This is a genomic window from [Clostridium] aminophilum DSM 10710, from assembly GCF_000711825.1.
Taxonomy (GTDB): Bacteria; Bacillota; Clostridia; order Lachnospirales; family Lachnospiraceae; genus Clostridium_R; species Clostridium_R aminophilum.
Genome location: NZ_JONJ01000003.1, coordinates 1 through 17103, shown reverse-complemented (window position 1 = coordinate 17103; position 17103 = coordinate 1). Strand labels below are relative to the sequence as shown.

Genomic DNA, 17103 nt, shown 5'->3' with positions numbered 1-17103 from the left:
TCTTAATAATATACTTCATGTTTTTCTCCTATCCCCATTTTTATCCTATTATCGTCGAATAAATAGGAGAATTAGAATGCTTTGGCATAAAAAGTATTCTTCCCTGATCCATATTTTTTAATGTACCCTTCATCCATAAGTTTCTTTATTGCTGCTTCTACTGATTTTTCACTTATACTTGGACATATATTAACAATTTCTCGTTTTGTAAACTTACCTATTTTTGTATCGACAGACGCTTTTACAATATCATAAGCTTTACTCTTGATGGTAATTACCTTTTTCTTCCCATCCGCCGTTTCAGATATAATGGTAGTATCACTTAAAATATTTACCCTACTCTCAAATTCCCGATAGCACGCAAGTATAACACCAAGCATATATTTTACAAAAACCGAAGGATCTTCATCTTCTTCATGCCATCCTGATGACAAAGCCTCCAATGCGTCATAATAAGCATCCTTCGTCTTTTCAATATGCTTCTCAATACTAATATACTTTCCGACAAGATATCCTGATTTATATAAGAGTAAGAGCGTCATAAGCCTACTCATTCTCCCGTTACCATCATTAAAAGGATGGATGCAAAGAAAATCATGTAGAAATACAGGTATAATCAGCAATGGGTCCACTGATGTATCTTCCATCATAAAATTATAATTCTCACAAATCGCATCAATGCAAGGCTCTGTTTCGTAGGGTGGAACGGGTGTAAACCGAATCACCTCAGACCCATCCTCCTTTGTTTCCTTAAGATAATTTTGGGTTATCTTATATCTGCCACCATTTCCGGTTTCAGCATACTGCATCAAATCCCTGTGCAATTGAAGGATAATATTTCCATTGATAGGGATATATTCATAATTCTCATGAATCGTATTTAATACATCCCTGTATCCGGCTATTTCCCTCTCATCACGATTCTTGGGAGTTGTTTTTTCTTTTGCAATCTGACCGATTCTTGTTGCTGTAGTAATAATCCCCTCAATCCTATTTGAAGACTCAATAGATTGTACTTTGGCCACATCAACAAGTTTCTCCATTTCGACAGGTTTTTGGCGTAGAAACAGTTCCTGCTTCCCTTTATACTCATGAATCTGTGAAAGGTAATTCAGTATTTCATTATCCCAGCGGTATTCCCTATACTTTTTATAGTCAAATTCTCGCATATTCCCCTATTCCTTTCTATGCTCCTAAATTTTATCACAAATTAGGAGCATGTCAATATATAGGAGTAAGAATACATACCGTATTTTTTCTATATTTATCACCTCATCTTCTCTGTCCACGAACTCGCTCCGGCTGTTCCAACTCCCTTAAAACATCCTCAGTTTTCACATTTTTATTTTTCATTTCGAGATATTCCTTGAACTTGATTTCAAAAGAAAACAGTTCGTTCCATCCCGGATCACTTCTTGCCACAGTGTTATCAGGATTATATGAACGCATTGCGCTGACCATATCTCCAAACGCCCGTGATATCCTCAGCATTGATAGCTCTCTTCATATCGTCCGTAAGATACGGTTTACAATCATTGTAATACTCAACCAGTTGTAACCTTTTGTCTTCAATGTCCTTTTTTGGTATCAGTCCCAGACGACGGTTTATCTTTTCAAGAATACCATCCACTTTCGCATGCGCCTCTTCAATAATATGAGCAGTTTCCTTCTTCGCCTCTTCGATTTTCTCCTCTGCCTGTTTTATAAGATTTTGAAGATTACAAAGAGTACCTCTTAGTTTCTTCTCCTTAACCTCAAGTTTCTTAATCTCCCGCTTACGCATTTCAGCCTTATATTCAAGGACAGATAAGCTATCTCGCTCTGGGGTCTTGATTTCTCCATCCACGGTTAATCCATGCTTTATACAAATCTTGCGGAAATGTGCTCGTTCCATTTCCTTCCACTGCTTGGTAGCGTTGTCTGTGCACTTTCCAGATGCATCCTTTTCATCCGGTCTCGGTGAATACTCGCTACCGGTACGAACCGCAATTAAGTTACGCATAGTTCTATCCAAAGAATTACGTTTCTGCACTCCTGTCTTATGCCCTTCCGCTACAGGGATATAATCAAAATGCATATGTGGCGAAGCCTCATCCATATGTATATAAGCCCCTATAAGTTCCAATCCGGGATTTCTACCTTCGAACCCTTCAATATATTCAAGAAGACATTCCTTTGCGATATCACGCCGCTCTGGATGTTCTATAAAGTCTTCCTGCTTTCCCCACTGAAGCACATCCTCGTAAAACTCCTTCTCGCCATTCTTTGAATTGAGGATATGCGTCCGATAATCTTTAACACGCCGTGAGCAAGAAATTCCCCACCTCTATAGGTGGCGGGATGAATTGCGATAAACACGGCGTTTCTTGACTTTTGTATCTAATGATATTATAATCTAATTATAAATCAGTCGTATGTATAATAGAGGATATAAATATTGTGAAATTAGATAATAACAATCATTCAGTATTCATGCTGCATTATCACCTTATCATGTGCGTAAAGTACCGCAACAAGGTGATAGATGACAAAATCTCAATCCGTCTCAAAGAAATATTTGAGAAGATTGCTCCTACATATAACATTACGTTAGAAGAATGGAATCACGACATTGACCATGTTCACATCCTGTTCCGAGGACAGCCTAACACAGAGATAAGTAAATTTATCAATGCGTATAAATCTGCAAGCAGCAGACTTATCAAGAAAGAGTTTCCTCAGATACGTAAATCTCTTTGGAAAGAGATGTTCTGGTCACAGAGTTTTTGTCTGCTGACCACAGGCGGTGCTACCGTAGATATTATCAAGCAATATATACAATCTCAAGGTAAGAAAGATGACAAACAGAGCCATTAAGTATAGAGCATATCCTACAACGGAACAAAGTGTTATGTTTGCCAAGACCTTCGGCTGTTGCCGCAAGGTCTATAATCTCATGCTTTCCGATAAAATTGAGAGCTACAAGTCTACAGGTAAGTTTGTTACTGTAACACCTGCCAAATACAAAAAGGATTATCTATATCTCAAGGAAGTAGACAGTCTTGCTTTAGCGAATGTACAACTAAACTTACAATGCGCTTTCAAGAACCGCTTTAGCAAATCCCGTAAGAAAAACAACGGATTTCCTAAATTCAAATCCGCAAAACGCAGCCGTAAGTCATATACTACAAATAATCAGCATGGTACTGTTGCCATTACGGATAACAGCATTAGACTCCCTAAAATCGGTCATGTGAAGACAGTTATCCATCGTAAGCCTGATGATAGCTGGATAGTCAAATCAGCTACGGTATCACAGGAATCTGATGGAAAGTTCTATATTTCCGTATTGTTTGAGGTTGCAGATAGTATAAATACCTATGTAGCAGACACGAATAACTGTATTGGTCTGGATTATGCTTCTGACGGTCTGTATGTAGATCATAATGGTAACGTAGGTACAAACCATAAATACTATCGTGAAAGCCATGGTAAACTTGCCAAAGCACAACGTAAACTATCACGTAGGCAAGGCTCGAAAAAACATGAAGCCAAGTCCAATAATTACATAAAACAGCTCCGTAAAGTAAATAAAATCCATCGGCACATAGCAAATCAGAGACTTGATAACCTACATCAAATATCTACAAAGATAGCCAATTTGTATGATGTTGTATGCGTAGAATCTCTGAATATGAAATTTATGTCAAATAAAGGTTTTGGTAACGGCAAAGCTACTCTTGATAACGGATACGGTATGTTTCTGTCGATGCTTGAATATAAGTTATCAGAGAGAAACAAATATCTTGTAAAAGTAGATAAGTGGTTTCCATCATCACAGATATGTCATTGTTGTGGAAAGATACATCCTGAGATGAAAAATCTCACAATTCGTACAATGAAATGTGATTGCGATCTTGTAATAAGCCGTGACCAGAACGCTGCGATCAATATCTTACGTGAGGGATTACGCATACTAAACGAATCTTTTTCAGTAGCCTGAAAACTAGATATACAGTAGGGATGGAATAGCCCTAACTTATACGCCTGTGGACATTGTGTAAGACATTGAGTTGCGTATCATCGTAGCCAATGCAGTAGTGGTTGAAGCAGGAAGCTCTGACTTCAAATGCGTAGCATTAAGTCGGAGTAGTTCACTGTAGAACCTATCTTACACGGATTAAAATTAACAATTACTTCGGTATAAGACAACGATAATAAGTTTTCTTTAGAGAAATTATTATAACGATCCTCAATATCACAAAACTTTTGACTAGCTCGAACAGAACTATCTGTCAAAATCTTTTGTTGCTTAATTTTTTGTGTAATATATTTAGCACTAACAACTTTATCATTTGGATCATTAAAACGGCGAATAATAGGCATATCTGTCAGCTTATGCAACCCAATCAAATGCGGAAACGCAGATAATTCTAACTTAACTGACAAACTTATACCATTATCTAATTCGTACTCAACTCTATAATTTGCTATTTGTTTATAATCAAGAAATTTATCATAAAGAAGGTTCATTATTTCTCCCATAAAAAAAGCTTCTGACAGACGCCAGAAGCTTTTTGAATTCAAGTATGGTTCTTTATTTTTCGGCATTCACCTATTCGGAGTAAGTGAACCAAACTCACATTAGAACCTCAGTACACGAATCCGACACATCGCATACCTCTTTGGTTACTATTATAATACACCCATTTTCAAAGAAAATCAATCCCTTTTGTCTACTGAAATGTACAATATAATTCACATCACACCATTTGCGATATAAACATATCTTGTTCTGTCATAAGCATTATATATTTTTCCTTTCATATTTACAAGAGATGCTTTACTCCAACCCTCTATACTAAATAAACCTTTATTACCATTTCTCCCACCAAACGAAAACGTCGATGAGCTCCATAATTGATTTCGCAGCTCTTATTTATAAATGCTTTTGGAATATCATAAGTTCCTAAAAACAAAGCTTTGTCCATATCTACTATTGGGCTGTAGTAGTTTTTCTTAATTGGTATGGCATCGTCCGTTATTTTTTACGATTCAACATACTCTTCTTCCAATCTGTATCATATGATGAAAAGCCTGGTATACAGGCGATTGCTACAACGTCTCCTGACCTGCCGCCCACAGTAGAAAATGGCACGATCAAGAGAGACTACGAATACAAACGGTTGGGAACAGTATCTCTTTTGACAGCAATAGATTTGCTTACCGGGGAAGCGATTCCCCTTGTCAGGGACACTCATAAAAGTGAAGATTTCATTGACTTTCTGAAAAAACTCAATGAAAAATACCCCGAAGGCGATACTATCCAAGTAATTTTAGATAACCACACAGTCCATACCAGCAAGAAAATAAAACAATACCTTAAAACTGTGCCTGGAAGATTTGTTTTCATTGTTGTTGATCCCTTCAGTTAGCACTTAGTTGCTCTACTTGTGTGTCACGGAGTTGCTCGGTATACTGTTATCATCTTAGATAAAAGGAAAGGCCCAGAGCACCCTCCCGCAAAGTCGTGTACTCTGGACCCTGGTCAAAAAACCATGTTCAGTGTATCAGACTATCTCAATCTCTGAACCCGGCTTTCCGGTTCAAACAGGTAAGTTTATTCTTAAAGGCCTCGAATAATACTCAAATATTCCTGTCTCTGGTCTACCACGGCATATACCGTTACAACCTTTTTATCGTCATCAACCTTATAAAAGACAAGATCCTTTTCTAATATAAGTACCAAATATCCCTGGCGCTTTAATACATTGTATCTTGGTTCAACACCGACGTATGGATTATCTCCCAGATTCATAATAGATTTTTCCAAATAGTCCAGTTTCTCAAGTGCCACATCATTTCCAAAGCTCTCCGCTATAAAAAGAACAATTTTACGAATGAAGGAATCGGCAGTATCTGTTCTTTCAACTCTATACTTCAAGCCCGGCCCTCCTTAAGCATCCTTCGTAAATCATCGAATGTATCCTTAATCGGAGCAACTCTTCCGCACTTAACATCCTCATCGGCTTCTGCCAAAATCTCTAACAGTTCTATTCTGGCCTTCATCCGCTTGTATTCTTCATAGCCAAGAGAAACGGTATCACCTCTTCCATTCACAGTGATAATTACAGCCTCATTATTCTCACGGCACTGTTTTGATACTTCGTTATAATGGTTTCTGAGATCCGCTGATGGGCGAATTGTTTCTTGTAATGCATACATCAAAATCACCTCCGCTTCTTTATAGACATATTATATCATAATACGCCTATAAAAAACGTTTTTCTCATGCCAAAATCAAACCATACATTTCGCTTTTCATCTTTTGGAAAAAACACAGGATAGATTACTGCGTGAATGCCAAAACTCCATAATACATATTGAAATATCGCGAACTGCACGGTATGATCTGCAAATTACACCGCTAAAATGTAGGAGTCTTAGACGTACTACAGGGTAGATGCAAGCCACGTACCTTTAGGTGCGTGGTAGTTGACAATGCTGTCTCCTCTGTAATTTCCGGTCCCTGCATTTCTGAAACCTTCTGGAAAATCTCTCATCCCCCGATCAGTGTCCGCAGCTCCGCATAAATGATTTCATGCGCATACCGGCCGGTCTGCTTTCGATAATCCAGATACGTCTCAAAAATTTCTCTTCTCTGGTCCTTCATGCTTTCTATATCATTTTGTCAATTAAAATGATACAGCGAAGGAATGCTATTCCCTCGCCGCAAAATATGGTTATAAACTGACAGTGGAGCGGATGAATGGACCGATTCTATGAGGCCGGCTAAACATTTCGCACTTTATTTTGCAAAATATCAATCCAAATCGACGTCTTGCGGAATCTATGGCATATTCCGGAATGCATGATATATTATGCAAAATCAAAGAGTGAACAACTCACCGACAATACTATTCGACCTTTTCCAACGCATCATTTCGGGACAAAAGATATACACAATACTGGTTCATACTGACGCCTTCCGCCTTTGACCGCTCGGCCAGTCTGCGATGAAGGCTCCGCGGAATTCGAAGTTTGAACTGTCCGGAATAACTATTCTGCAACATCGGTTCCGCTATCTCCATTCCGCTTTCCATTGCCGCATAAAACCACTCTCTTTTGGCGTCTTCCGCATTTGAAACAGCTTTTTCCATCGAATCACCAACAGTAATACATCCTGGAAGATCCGGATAACAAGCAACATATCCCCCCTCATCCGGGTCCGGAACGATCTCCAAACGATAGGGAAGATTCATGTAATACTCAATCGTTTTCATGTGAAGATTCCTCCTCTACAACAGCTCGTACCATTTCAACATATATTTTCTTAATCGGTTCATGTTTCGGAATTGTAATCGGATTCTTTCCCATCTTACGAAAGGTATAATGGCTGCTTCCGCTCTTAGGAGCGTTCATCTCATATCCATAGCTTTCCAACACCTTTCTGAGTTCATCAAACCGAAGATCTTTGGAAAGAGTAAGAATCTTGTCTAACAGTTTATCCCATTTTGACATTATTGCATAATCCCCTTAGCCTCATTATACTTGGTTCCATATATGGTGTCAATTCAGAATGGGAGCACTTGATTTTGCCAACCCCGTATTTTCAATGCGTTTTGCCCGGTTGGTTGTTCATAATCCTTCGCTATCAATCAAGCAGTTCACAGTATCTCATCCGTTCCATATAATATTTCAACCCCATATAGATCACATAGTGAAGTGTGATGAACGCAGTCCTTATGCCTTGTCGTTATATAGTAATCTGCATATTCAAACAACTCTTGTTCTGATATATCCTTACCAAACTGTAGTGTTACATAACAGTTCGAATCATATTTTTTCAGTTCTTCATATATCAGTTCTTCAACATCATCTGATGTTTCATTTTCAGACAAATAAATCAAAAGTTCGAGTTCGTTTCTATCCTTGCTCAAAAACTTCTCCAGAATCTGTGGCCATAACGGAAACTTGCTGTATACGTCAGGGATCAACAACACGACCTTACGCCCTGAATTGTTTTCGTACCTCCGAATTTCTTTCGGTAAAAGATACTTGTTCACAAAATCCTTCGGTTCTAAATCAAAGTCCTTTTTTCGGTCAAGTTTTTGATCTATTGGCCAATCCCACCAAGCGATCTTCTGAAGTCCGTCTATTACTTCGTTTTCAAAACGATACCGGATTACTCGTGCCGGATTTCCTCCGACAATTGCATATGGCGGAACGTCTTTTGTAACAACAGAATTAGCAGCAACTACGCATCCATTATGCAAAGTCACTCCACTCATTATCGTGGCTCCATGTCCAATCCAAACATCATTTTGAATAATAATGGTTCCTTTACGATGTACTTTCAAATCATGACGAACGTCTTTTAGAAAAGACCATTCCCCCATAGCGATAGAACGATAATCATGATTTAAATCCACCATAAACGTAATCCCCTCAGCCAGTGCGCACCCTTTTCCTATACAGATTTGATGACGCCCTGCTTTCGGATCAAAATTAAGTCCGCTTTGTATTTCCACCCCAACAATATATGAGTCAGAGTCTATGGTTAATAACGGAAAACCTTCCAATCCAACAAAACCAGATAAAACCATCTCCGTATACTTGTTTATTTCATTTGGCATTATGCTAACATTATTAATCATTTCCCCATCACTCCAATAAATTACTCAAACATCTCGCCCCCAAACCGGGCTTGTTTCCTAAAAACTCAATAATACAGGAAATTCAATAGCAACTTCCTTGCGAACTTTGCATCAAGTCACATACCACTGATGGCCCGTTCGATCTCCTCCATCACTATCTCATGCGCAAACTTCCCGATCCCGCTGCGATAGTTCAGATATTCCTCGCAGACCGCCTCCCTCTGCTCCTGCATCGTATCCTGTTCATTCAGGACGACTTCTGTCAGAAACCGCTCGATTTCAGCATACCGTTTTCCCGGCGCGCGATACGTCGCCTCCAGCAGTTTTTCGCCCAAAGCATTGAACTTCTGCTGCGGACGCGTCAGATACAGAACCGGCTTCCGCGTGACCAGATATTCGCCTGCGCAGGAAACATCATCCGTGATCATCACATCCGACGAACGGAATGCATCCGCCTCCTCCGGATCCGACATCACACGCGCATTCGGAAGACTGTTCCACTGCTCCAAATACGCATCATACGCTTCATGCGACGCGAATAATCCGCCCTTCACCGTCATGTATCGAAGATCCGGATGCGGCCGGAACAAAAACGTCACCGAATCCTGATACTTCTTTGCAAGATAGATCCAGAAGAACGCATTTTCAAAAAACGTGTCACAACTTTCCTCACTCTCCGGCTGAAGGTCACCCATCGGAGAAATGATCACACGTTTGCATTTTGACGGGTCCGCATGTTCCGGATATTTCCATTCCGTATCCGACGCGACATCGGGATCCTGCGCTTCACCGTTCTTCGCCATAAGTTTCTCCCAAAGCGCGTCTGCTTTCAGCAGTCCGGAAGAGAGGACATTCTCCCCCTGCAGAAGACCATATTCCTCATACTGTTTCCGTTCGAACTCTGTGCCGGCGCAGATTCTCCACATCATGTTGAAAAAATCCTTGTCGGAAATAATGTCTTTCGCATAAGTATGACCGGAGTTCTCCTGCAGAAACAGCCCCCCCGGCGCGTAAAGATTCAGACAACGCCACGGAAGCTGTAAAAAATTGTGTTCCGGCGGAATGCATTCATAATCAGATGCGCTGTGAATCACCAGATCCGGCACGCCGCCAAGCTCGTTCCACCCAAGGATCCGGTCCGTCAGTCCGCCGATCACCTCAAATCCTTTTTCCCGAAACCACTGTAAGGTCTGATTGTATTCTGTCACAATACTCGTTCCATCCCGACCGATGCGCGGAGGCACAATGACATAGGGATGAAAACGCTCATCCGCTTCCATATCGCGGTAAAGGTTCTTCGCCGGCCACAGCGCCGCCGAATATGTCAAAAAAGCAACCTGGATCCTTTCTCCTGATCCCGCTTTTCTCCTCAAATGCTCTTCACCTCTCGCCATTGCAAGATGATACACCTGACGATAAAATGACTCGCCGCCATCCAGCTGACCTTTCAGCGCAAAAAGCGCTGCCAGATGCTCATATGTATAAGAATCCGGAATACCCGATATCTTCTGAAAGTCTCCCCGACCCGTTCCGGCTACGATCTCCTTGATCAATGTTATGCTTTGTTCCTGTGACAGCATGGTTTCCTCTTTTCTTCAAGCTTCCATCGATGAGACAATATCGTCAAAAATGATCTCATGCGACATTTTTCCGTTCAAACGATAGTAATCCAGATATTCCTCAAATACTTTCTCTCTCTCGTTTTTCAACGGATCTTTCCCTTCCAATACAACATCCGTGATAAACCGCTCAATTTCCATGAGATCCCATCCCGGAGCGCGATAATATGTATTCACAACAGCCTCTCCCAGATCCGTAAATCCCTGTTCCGGGCGGGTCAGGTAGAGCACCGGTTTTTGAACATACAAATACTCCCCGATGAACGAACTGGAATCCAGGATCATCGCATCGGATGTCAGAAAATAGTCAATGTACTTGGATTCGTCGATGGCTCTTGCATTCGGAAGCTCATTCCAGGCCGCAAAATACCGGTCATACTCTTCGTAAGAAGAAAATAGACCTTGCTGCACCGCCGATCCCCGAAGATTCGGATGCGGCTTAAAGAGAAAGCTCACCGAATCCCGATATTTCTCCGCCAGATACAGCCAGAACCAGACATTCTGCCGAAATGTCGACGAGATAAATTCCCCCTCATTCCCAACGGTATAATGCGGAGCAATGATGATCTTCCGGAATTTTGAGATATCTCCGGGGCACTTCCATAATCCGGTAATTTCCTGCTTGGTGAACGTTCTCGGTTTTACCAGTTCATCCATTTTCAAATAACCGGAATAACGGACGTTGACTCCCTGGATCAGTCCGTATTTCTGATAACTCTGCAGCGTCATCTTCGAATCCGTATACAGCCGCCACAGCATATTCATGATGTCTTTGTTAAACACATTCTTGACCGCATACGTCCGATCCTGATTATCCCCGACTTCGATTCCGTAAGGAATATAGATATTCGCGCATTTCCACGGAAGGGTCAGATACTGCTGCGGATCCGGAATGCACTCGTACCAAGAGGAAAGATGAACGACAAGATCCGGGATCCCCCCAAGATCTTCCCAGGAAAGATATGTATCGCCAACTCCTCCATATACCTTATAGCCATTGTTGTAATACCACAAAAGCGTCTGATTGTATCCGGAAATCCTGCTTTCTTCATCCCGGTTCATGAGTGGCGATACGATGATATAAGGATTGAATCTGGGATCATTTTCCATATCCCGATACAGCATTTCTGCAGGCCACTGCGCTGCCGAATAGGACATAAATGCGACATTGATCACTTCTTGACGGGCAAACTTCTCTTTCAAATGCCTGTCGCAGGTTTCCATCGCCGTCTGATACATCTTCTTATACAGTTCATCCCCGTTCTCCATCTTGTCCCGGTTCAGAAAAACCGCCTGAAGATGCTCATATTTATAGCGCTCTTCCGTATCCGGCGCGCCTTCAAAGTCACCGCGCGCCTCACCTTCCATCACCTCCGGAAGCAGCGCCTCAAAGTGATCTGCCGCGATCTGCAGGTACTCTCTCAGGATCCTGGCGTATCCGCTGCCGATATAATACGTCTTCTTCGGGACCTCTCTTTCTCCGAGAATACATAATCCTTTCGAAAGATATCGAACGGAAACAATGTCAAAATAGTTTCTGCAGTTGCCAAACTCCGTGGGCCTGTTATTCCGAAATGCATTGACTGCATAGGGGAACAGCTGATTCTGATTCATGAATCTCCCGACCGGATGGCAAAACTGCACCCAGATATAATTTAAAGCAAGCTTCTTTGACAGCTGCCGTATCATATCATTGGCATGTTTTTTCGCGATACAGTAAAAGGAACTTCCGGAAAATCCGTCTGACATCAGCATTTCTTCCGCAAGTTTCTCATACACGGTCCCGGTAAAAATGATTTTGGGGCATCCCATTCTGCTGCACGCCTTCATCGCTTCGATGGCAAGAATCTCATTGCTTATCTGAAGAGACGCATCCACCCGCTGCTCGCCGAGCGCGCCCTGCCATGCCAGATGGTAAAATACATCCGGAACCACTCCATTTAGTTTTTCTTCTATTTTCGGAATCTCCGACTCGATCACCGTGAGACCGCATGGTTGTTCCAATTCGTCAAGGAAGCCCCGTGACCGGTTACATACCGCATAAACCGTATGTCCGGCCGCCAAAAGCTCTGACACCAGATGAAACCCAAGATAACCGGACGCCCCGGTAACTACTGCTTTCATCGTTTCCCTCTCTCTCCCGATCCTTCGGCCTGTTACTCCATCCATTGATAATTTCTGTCTTTTTCAGAAATCGTAATATTTGAGAGGTCCTCTCCCCAGTCAATATGGAATGCCGGATCGTCAAACCGATAATTCATCTCACTGTCCGGGACGAATTCATGCGTCATATAATACAGAATCTGCGTATCATCCTCCAGGGTCAGAAAGCCATGCGCGCATCCCTTCGGGATATAAAAGGCCCGCCGGTTCTCCTCACTCAGTTCCATACAGACATACTGTTTATACGTCGGCGACTCCGGTCTCACATCCACACAGACATCCCGAAGTCTTCCCCTCGTGCACATCACAAGCTTATCCTCACAGTACGGCGCTTTCAGAGAATGAAGTCCCCGGAGCGTATGTTTTCTGAGATTCTGTGAAATGCTGGACTGCACAAAGTCCGCACACATCCCGGCTTCCTCCAGTGTCTTTTTGTCAAACGCTCTGGAAAAATACCCCCGCTCATCCTGAAAGACATCTCTCTCTATGACAAAACAGCCTTTTATCTTTGTCTCCGTTATCTTCATTTCGGTCTCCGATCCGTTAAGTCCTCTGCACATATTCTTTCTGCCAATGCGGTCAGATTACGGTCATCATAGTACTTCAGAAAATGAGCCGGTGAACTCTTGCTCTCACTTTTAAAACAGTCCGGTATCCGTCCGTTCTTTCCGGCTGCAAGTTCTTCTGCATTCTTCCGGTCATCGCCGCAGATATAAAGGAATCGCTCCCACAGGCTTTTCCCGACGATCTCCTCAAAATGATGCAGGTGTTTCTCTTGATTCAGGATGCGTCCGATCGCATTCTGAAACCTTTTCGCGTTGGCGTTTGCATGGTAATTCTCTATCACAAATGCTCTGGCGGCTGTCCCGAGTCTTTTTCGCTCTTCTTCCCGAAACCAAAGCCTTTTGATCGCTTCCGCCGCTTCTTTTCGGGATCCTGCTACGATCCCTGTCACTCCGTTTTTTATGATCGCTTTTTCCGGCGGATTATCATATACGACAACCGGAAGCCCCGCGGCCATTGCCTCAAGAATGGAGTTTTCTGTCGTCGCATAGTTCTTTTTCGTCAGAAGGTAAAGGAAAATGTCAAAGGTGGGATATCGTGATCCGGGATCCGGCTCAAATCCATCCAGCGCCACATATTCCCGGATCTCCTTTTCCGAAAAGAATTCCCGTTCAAAATCCTCTGTATATCTTCCATAAAAATGAAATTCCGCATTGGGGAGCATTTCATGGATGAGCGCGCAAACCTCCGGATAATCCGGACTCATCTTCGCAAGATCCAGCGTGCCGATGTATCCGATATGAATGCGGTCCCCGCCGGAATAATCCTTCTTATACGGAGCGCGCTGCGGTTGGAAGTTCCCCATTCCGTAGACCAGTTCCGCGCGTTTCAGGAGTTCTTCTGCAATCCCGGCATTTTCGCGGATCCGTTCAAACGAACAGGGAGATGTAAACAGCACCGAATCAAACTCATTCAAGAATTCCGGTTTCAGCACAGGAAAAGACAGTCCGTTCACATGGGACCACAGGACATATCTCGCGGATACCCGGTCAAGCAAAGAAAGTAGCCCCACCATCAATGGGTGAGCCCACCAGTCCAGAATCACCACATCTGCGTTTTCGATCGCACAGATCATCTCTTCTTCTGACGGAGCAATGACGATCCCGGCTCCGGCATTCTCACATACCTCACACCAGTGTCGGTCTGCCGGTTCCTCCAGCATGATGACGGAATTCTGGTATTCACGGCATCCCTCGATCAGTCCGCTGATGGCCTTCCCGGCTCCGCCGCCAAGATGGGCGGTTATATGAAGGATTTGTTTCATGCCTGTCTCCATGTTCTCTTTATCGGGTTAACTGATCTATTCCCATTTTATCCAGGGCGCATTTCCTTCACGAATGAGCGATTCCAGCATCGTTTTTTCCTGAAGGGTATCCATGCACTGCCAGAAACCTTCGTGACGGTAACTCTTGAGCTGTCCCTCATCCGCCAGTTTTGAGAGCGCATCCGACTCAAATATCGAATGATCATCCAGATAATCGAAGACTCCCGGTTCCAAAACCATATATCCGGCATTGATCAATTCATCATCTTTGTTGCTCTTTTCACGGAATGCTTTCACCGTATTATCCATCCCGATATCCAGCCTTCCCTTGGACTGCTTCCGGACAACGGACGTCAGCGTGGCAAGTTTTCCGTGCTGTTTATGAAATTTCACGATCTCCGAAATATCGACGTCGCAGACGCCGTCCCCGTACGTCATGAGGAATGTCTCGTTGCCGATGTAGGGTTGGATCTTTTTGATCCGGCCGCCGGTATTTGTATCCAGACCGGTATTGATGACCATGACTCTCCACTGCTCCGGATCATCGCTCTGTCCCTCAGCGGATACCGTCCAGCTGTCAATGCCGGGTTCCGGTTTGCCTAATGCCGTGATCTTAACGCCATGATCATTTCCGTTTCTGCCGTTCGCCGAAAAATCAAACAGCATATCCGACGTATAAAACGCATAGTCCGCAAACCATTTCTTTATCATGTAATGCTTATATCCCGCACAGATCACAAAGTCATGGAATCCATAGTGAGAATACTCTTTCATGATGTGCCAGATAATCGGCATGCCACCGATCTCAATCATTGGCTTCGGCCGCATCTCGGATTCCTCCATGATGCGGGTCCCCCGCCCACCTGCCAAAAGAACAACTTTCATTCGCTGTACCTCGCGTTGTATGAAATCTCTTATGATTCAGATGCTTTGGATTCTTTTGCGACAATCTCTGCCATCCTGTGCATATTTTCCGGAGAAATAACCTTATCCAGAAGAGCAATGAACTCTTTATACTCTGCACGAACCGCTGCTTTGCAGACGATCACACAGTCATCCACATCATTCAGATCATAAATCTTCTGAACGCCCTGCATCGCCACGTCCGCATTCGCACTGCGGTCTCCGTCCAGCATGGAAAATGCCATAAGGAATGTGGACAGCACATTATCTTTCTTTTTATTGGCATGCAGAAGGATCGACGCGTATCGGACCGCGTCCTTCATTCTTCCCTCTGCCTTAAAGCACGAGAAGGAAAGCATTTCATAGACCAGTTCAAGATGTGATATGGCATCCCGGCCCGTCGCATTGGGATCTCCGTCGAGAAGGTTCAAAACCCGCTCCAGATAAGGAATTGCCTTGTCAAACTCACACTTTCGGAAATAGTCCTTGCCGAACAGATAATCGAAATCCGCATCCCGCGGGCAGTTTTTGACCGCATGATGATAATACTTCTCCGCCTCCTCATATTTGCGCTCGTCGATCAGGTTGCCGATCAGCGTTTCAAGAGTCCATATCGGCCTGTCGCCAAACGGAACGGGTTCTCCATAGAGTTCAATGGATTTCCGATATGCGTCGCTCGCCTCTTCCTTCTTCCCGCGAATCATCAGTTCGTCCCCGAGGTATCCGTACATATCGGCATTATCCGGGTCTTTTTCCAGTGTTTTCTGAATGATGTCCAGGTTCCGGTTGGCATCGATTTTTTCCTTAAGCACTTCTGCCATATACCCCGTATGGAAGATACTCATACGTTCTTTTGGATAATACCCCTTTAATCCGGCCGGACAATGAAGCTGCTCATGAATTGCACCTTCATAATGGATACCGCAATGATTTTTGAACAGGCGGGTCTGCGGAATCTCCTCCCGAATCCCTCCGTCACTGTTCAGATTCAGAATATATCCGACAATGCAGTTTACCTTCATTTTCTCCGCCTGCCGGATCTCTTCCATAACCCGTTTCGCTGTTTCCTCATCGAAATATTCATCCGCATCCAGAATCGCAATCCAGTCACCGGATGCGTGTTTTAATGCAAAGTTCTTTGCCGCAGCAAAGTCGTTGATCCAATCAAAATGGAGGACCGTGGCCCCCATCTTCTGTGCGATCTCCACCGTCCGATCGGTGCTTCCCGTATCGACGACGATCTGCTCATATAAAAAATCTTTTCCCCAGGTCAATGCTCGCTCAATGTTTTTTTCTTCATTTTTCGTAATCATAACCTGCGAAAGCCGTAATGCCAGTTTTCTTCCCATTGTAACATCCCCTTTTTGCGATAATAACGAAAATCGACCTCTAATTATCTTCGACATTTTTTAAGCTGATTATAAGTTAACCATCATAAAAATCAAAGGGTGACGGCTTTTATAAATATCGTAAGATGATAATGTCATAGAAAAAACCGAAAAACTATCTCACTCACAAAAAAGGGGCGCACCCCGTATGGAATGCGTCCCCGAAAAAATCGTATTGTGTTCCAGCGTTTTCTCTGAAAAATTATCTGAGAAGGCTGAGAACGCCCTGTCCGGACTGGTTTGCCTGAGAAAGCATAGACTGTGCAGCCTGGGAAAGGATGTTGTTCTTCTGATATGCTGCGATCTCCTTCGCCATGTCTGTGTCACGGATTCTGGACTCAGCAGCTGTGGTGTTCTCAGAAGTTACAGCAAGGTTGTTGATGGTGTGCTCAAGTCTGTTCTGCTTTGCACCGAGCTCTGCACGGTAGTCAGAAACGTGGTTGATTGCCTTCTGGATGTTGCTTACAACCTGATTTGCTCTCTCGGTCGGATCTGCATCTGTCTCCGCACCGATCTGCAGGTACTCTGCACCGTCATACTTGTCCTTCGCGCTCATATCCGTTGCG

General features: G+C 43.3%; 17 protein-coding genes and 1 pseudogene. 3 read left to right on the top strand and 15 right to left on the bottom strand.

The annotated features are described in order from the left end of the window. Positions 1–71: 71 nt before the first annotated feature. Both BR86_RS0103555 and BR86_RS0103545 read right to left on the bottom strand, forming a co-directional pair. Positions 72–1169: a Fic family protein gene (locus BR86_RS0103555; RefSeq protein WP_031471621.1), complete on the bottom strand. Its 1098-nt coding sequence runs from the start codon at positions 1167–1169 to the stop codon at positions 72–74. Between the two features lie 266 nt (positions 1170–1435). Then, positions 1436–2317 carry a plasmid recombination protein gene (locus tag BR86_RS0103545; protein WP_081844028.1) on the bottom strand — a complete coding sequence of 294 codons (882 nt, stop codon included), beginning with the start codon at positions 2315–2317 and terminating at the stop codon, positions 1436–1438. 122 nt (positions 2318–2439) lie between these two features. On the opposite strand from BR86_RS0103545, the gene tnpA reads away from it, so the two are divergent. Beyond that, the gene (tnpA, locus tag BR86_RS0103540; protein ID WP_031471619.1) at positions 2440–2856 is read left to right on the top strand and encodes an IS200/IS605 family transposase; all 417 of its coding nucleotides are present in this window, start codon (positions 2440–2442) and stop codon (positions 2854–2856) included. Further along, complete coding sequence (locus tag BR86_RS0103535; RefSeq protein WP_031471618.1) at positions 2837–3982, top strand: RNA-guided endonuclease TnpB family protein; 1146 nt, start codon at positions 2837–2839, stop codon at positions 3980–3982. The genes tnpA and BR86_RS0103535 overlap by 20 nt, the downstream gene beginning before the upstream one ends. A 122-nt stretch (positions 3983–4104) precedes the next feature. On the opposite strand, the gene BR86_RS0103530 is transcribed toward BR86_RS0103535, so the two are convergent. Further along, positions 4105–4524, bottom strand: coding sequence for a PBECR4 domain-containing protein (locus tag BR86_RS0103530; RefSeq protein WP_143099315.1), 420 nt, complete (start codon positions 4522–4524; stop codon positions 4105–4107). A gap of 530 nt (positions 4525–5054) precedes the next feature. Between BR86_RS0103530 and BR86_RS16040 the strand changes: the two are divergent. After that, a pseudogene (locus BR86_RS16040) lies at positions 5055–5393 on the top strand (transposase); the annotation flags it as partial. 212 nt (positions 5394–5605) lie between these two features. On the opposite strand, the gene BR86_RS0103520 reads toward BR86_RS16040, so the two are convergent. The 12 genes from BR86_RS0103520 to BR86_RS14505 form a co-directional block, all read right to left on the bottom strand. Continuing rightward, positions 5606–5923, bottom strand: coding sequence for a type II toxin-antitoxin system RelE/ParE family toxin (locus BR86_RS0103520; protein WP_031471615.1), 318 nt, complete (start codon positions 5921–5923; stop codon positions 5606–5608). After that, positions 5920–6204, bottom strand: coding sequence for a type II toxin-antitoxin system Phd/YefM family antitoxin (locus BR86_RS0103515; protein WP_031471614.1), 285 nt, complete (start codon positions 6202–6204; stop codon positions 5920–5922). The genes BR86_RS0103520 and BR86_RS0103515 overlap by 4 nt, the downstream gene beginning before the upstream one ends. Before the next feature lie 692 nt (positions 6205–6896). After that, complete coding sequence (locus tag BR86_RS0103505; protein ID WP_031471613.1) at positions 6897–7262, bottom strand: toxin-antitoxin system HicB family antitoxin; 366 nt, start codon at positions 7260–7262, stop codon at positions 6897–6899. After that, a complete protein-coding gene (locus tag BR86_RS0103500; protein WP_031471612.1) occupies positions 7249–7500 on the bottom strand; it encodes a type II toxin-antitoxin system HicA family toxin in 252 nt (83 codons plus the stop codon). The genes BR86_RS0103505 and BR86_RS0103500 overlap by 14 nt, the downstream gene beginning before the upstream one ends. A 146-nt stretch (positions 7501–7646) precedes the next feature. Further along, entirely contained in the window at positions 7647–8636 is a 990-nt protein-coding gene (locus BR86_RS16430; protein ID WP_051684561.1) for a CatB-related O-acetyltransferase, read from the bottom strand. 116 nt (positions 8637–8752) lie between these two features. After that, the gene (locus tag BR86_RS0103490; RefSeq protein ID WP_031471610.1) at positions 8753–10216 is read right to left on the bottom strand and encodes a CDP-glycerol glycerophosphotransferase family protein; all 1464 of its coding nucleotides are present in this window, start codon (positions 10214–10216) and stop codon (positions 8753–8755) included. Between the two features lie 15 nt (positions 10217–10231). After that, a complete protein-coding gene (locus BR86_RS0103485; protein ID WP_031471609.1) occupies positions 10232–12379 on the bottom strand; it encodes an NAD-dependent epimerase/dehydratase family protein in 2148 nt (715 codons plus the stop codon). A gap of 32 nt (positions 12380–12411) precedes the next feature. Next, entirely contained in the window at positions 12412–12945 is a 534-nt protein-coding gene (gene rfbC, locus BR86_RS0103480) for a dTDP-4-dehydrorhamnose 3,5-epimerase (RefSeq protein ID WP_031471608.1), read from the bottom strand. Further along, complete coding sequence (locus BR86_RS0103475) at positions 12942–14246, bottom strand: glycosyltransferase family 4 protein (protein WP_161767273.1); 1305 nt, start codon at positions 14244–14246, stop codon at positions 12942–12944. Before BR86_RS0103475 ends, rfbC begins: the two co-directional genes overlap by 4 nt. Before the next feature lie 36 nt (positions 14247–14282). Continuing rightward, entirely contained in the window at positions 14283–15131 is an 849-nt protein-coding gene (locus BR86_RS0103470) for a glucose-1-phosphate cytidylyltransferase (protein ID WP_031471606.1), read from the bottom strand. A 29-nt stretch (positions 15132–15160) separates the two neighbouring features. Beyond that, positions 15161–16498 (bottom strand): glycosyltransferase family 2 protein, encoded by a 1338-nt coding sequence (locus BR86_RS15040; RefSeq protein ID WP_051684560.1) that lies wholly within the window; start codon positions 16496–16498, stop codon positions 15161–15163. Positions 16499–16739: 241 nt separating this feature from the next. Continuing rightward, positions 16740–17103: flagellin (locus BR86_RS14505; protein WP_031471604.1), on the bottom strand; the 364-nt coding region annotated here is incomplete at its 5' end.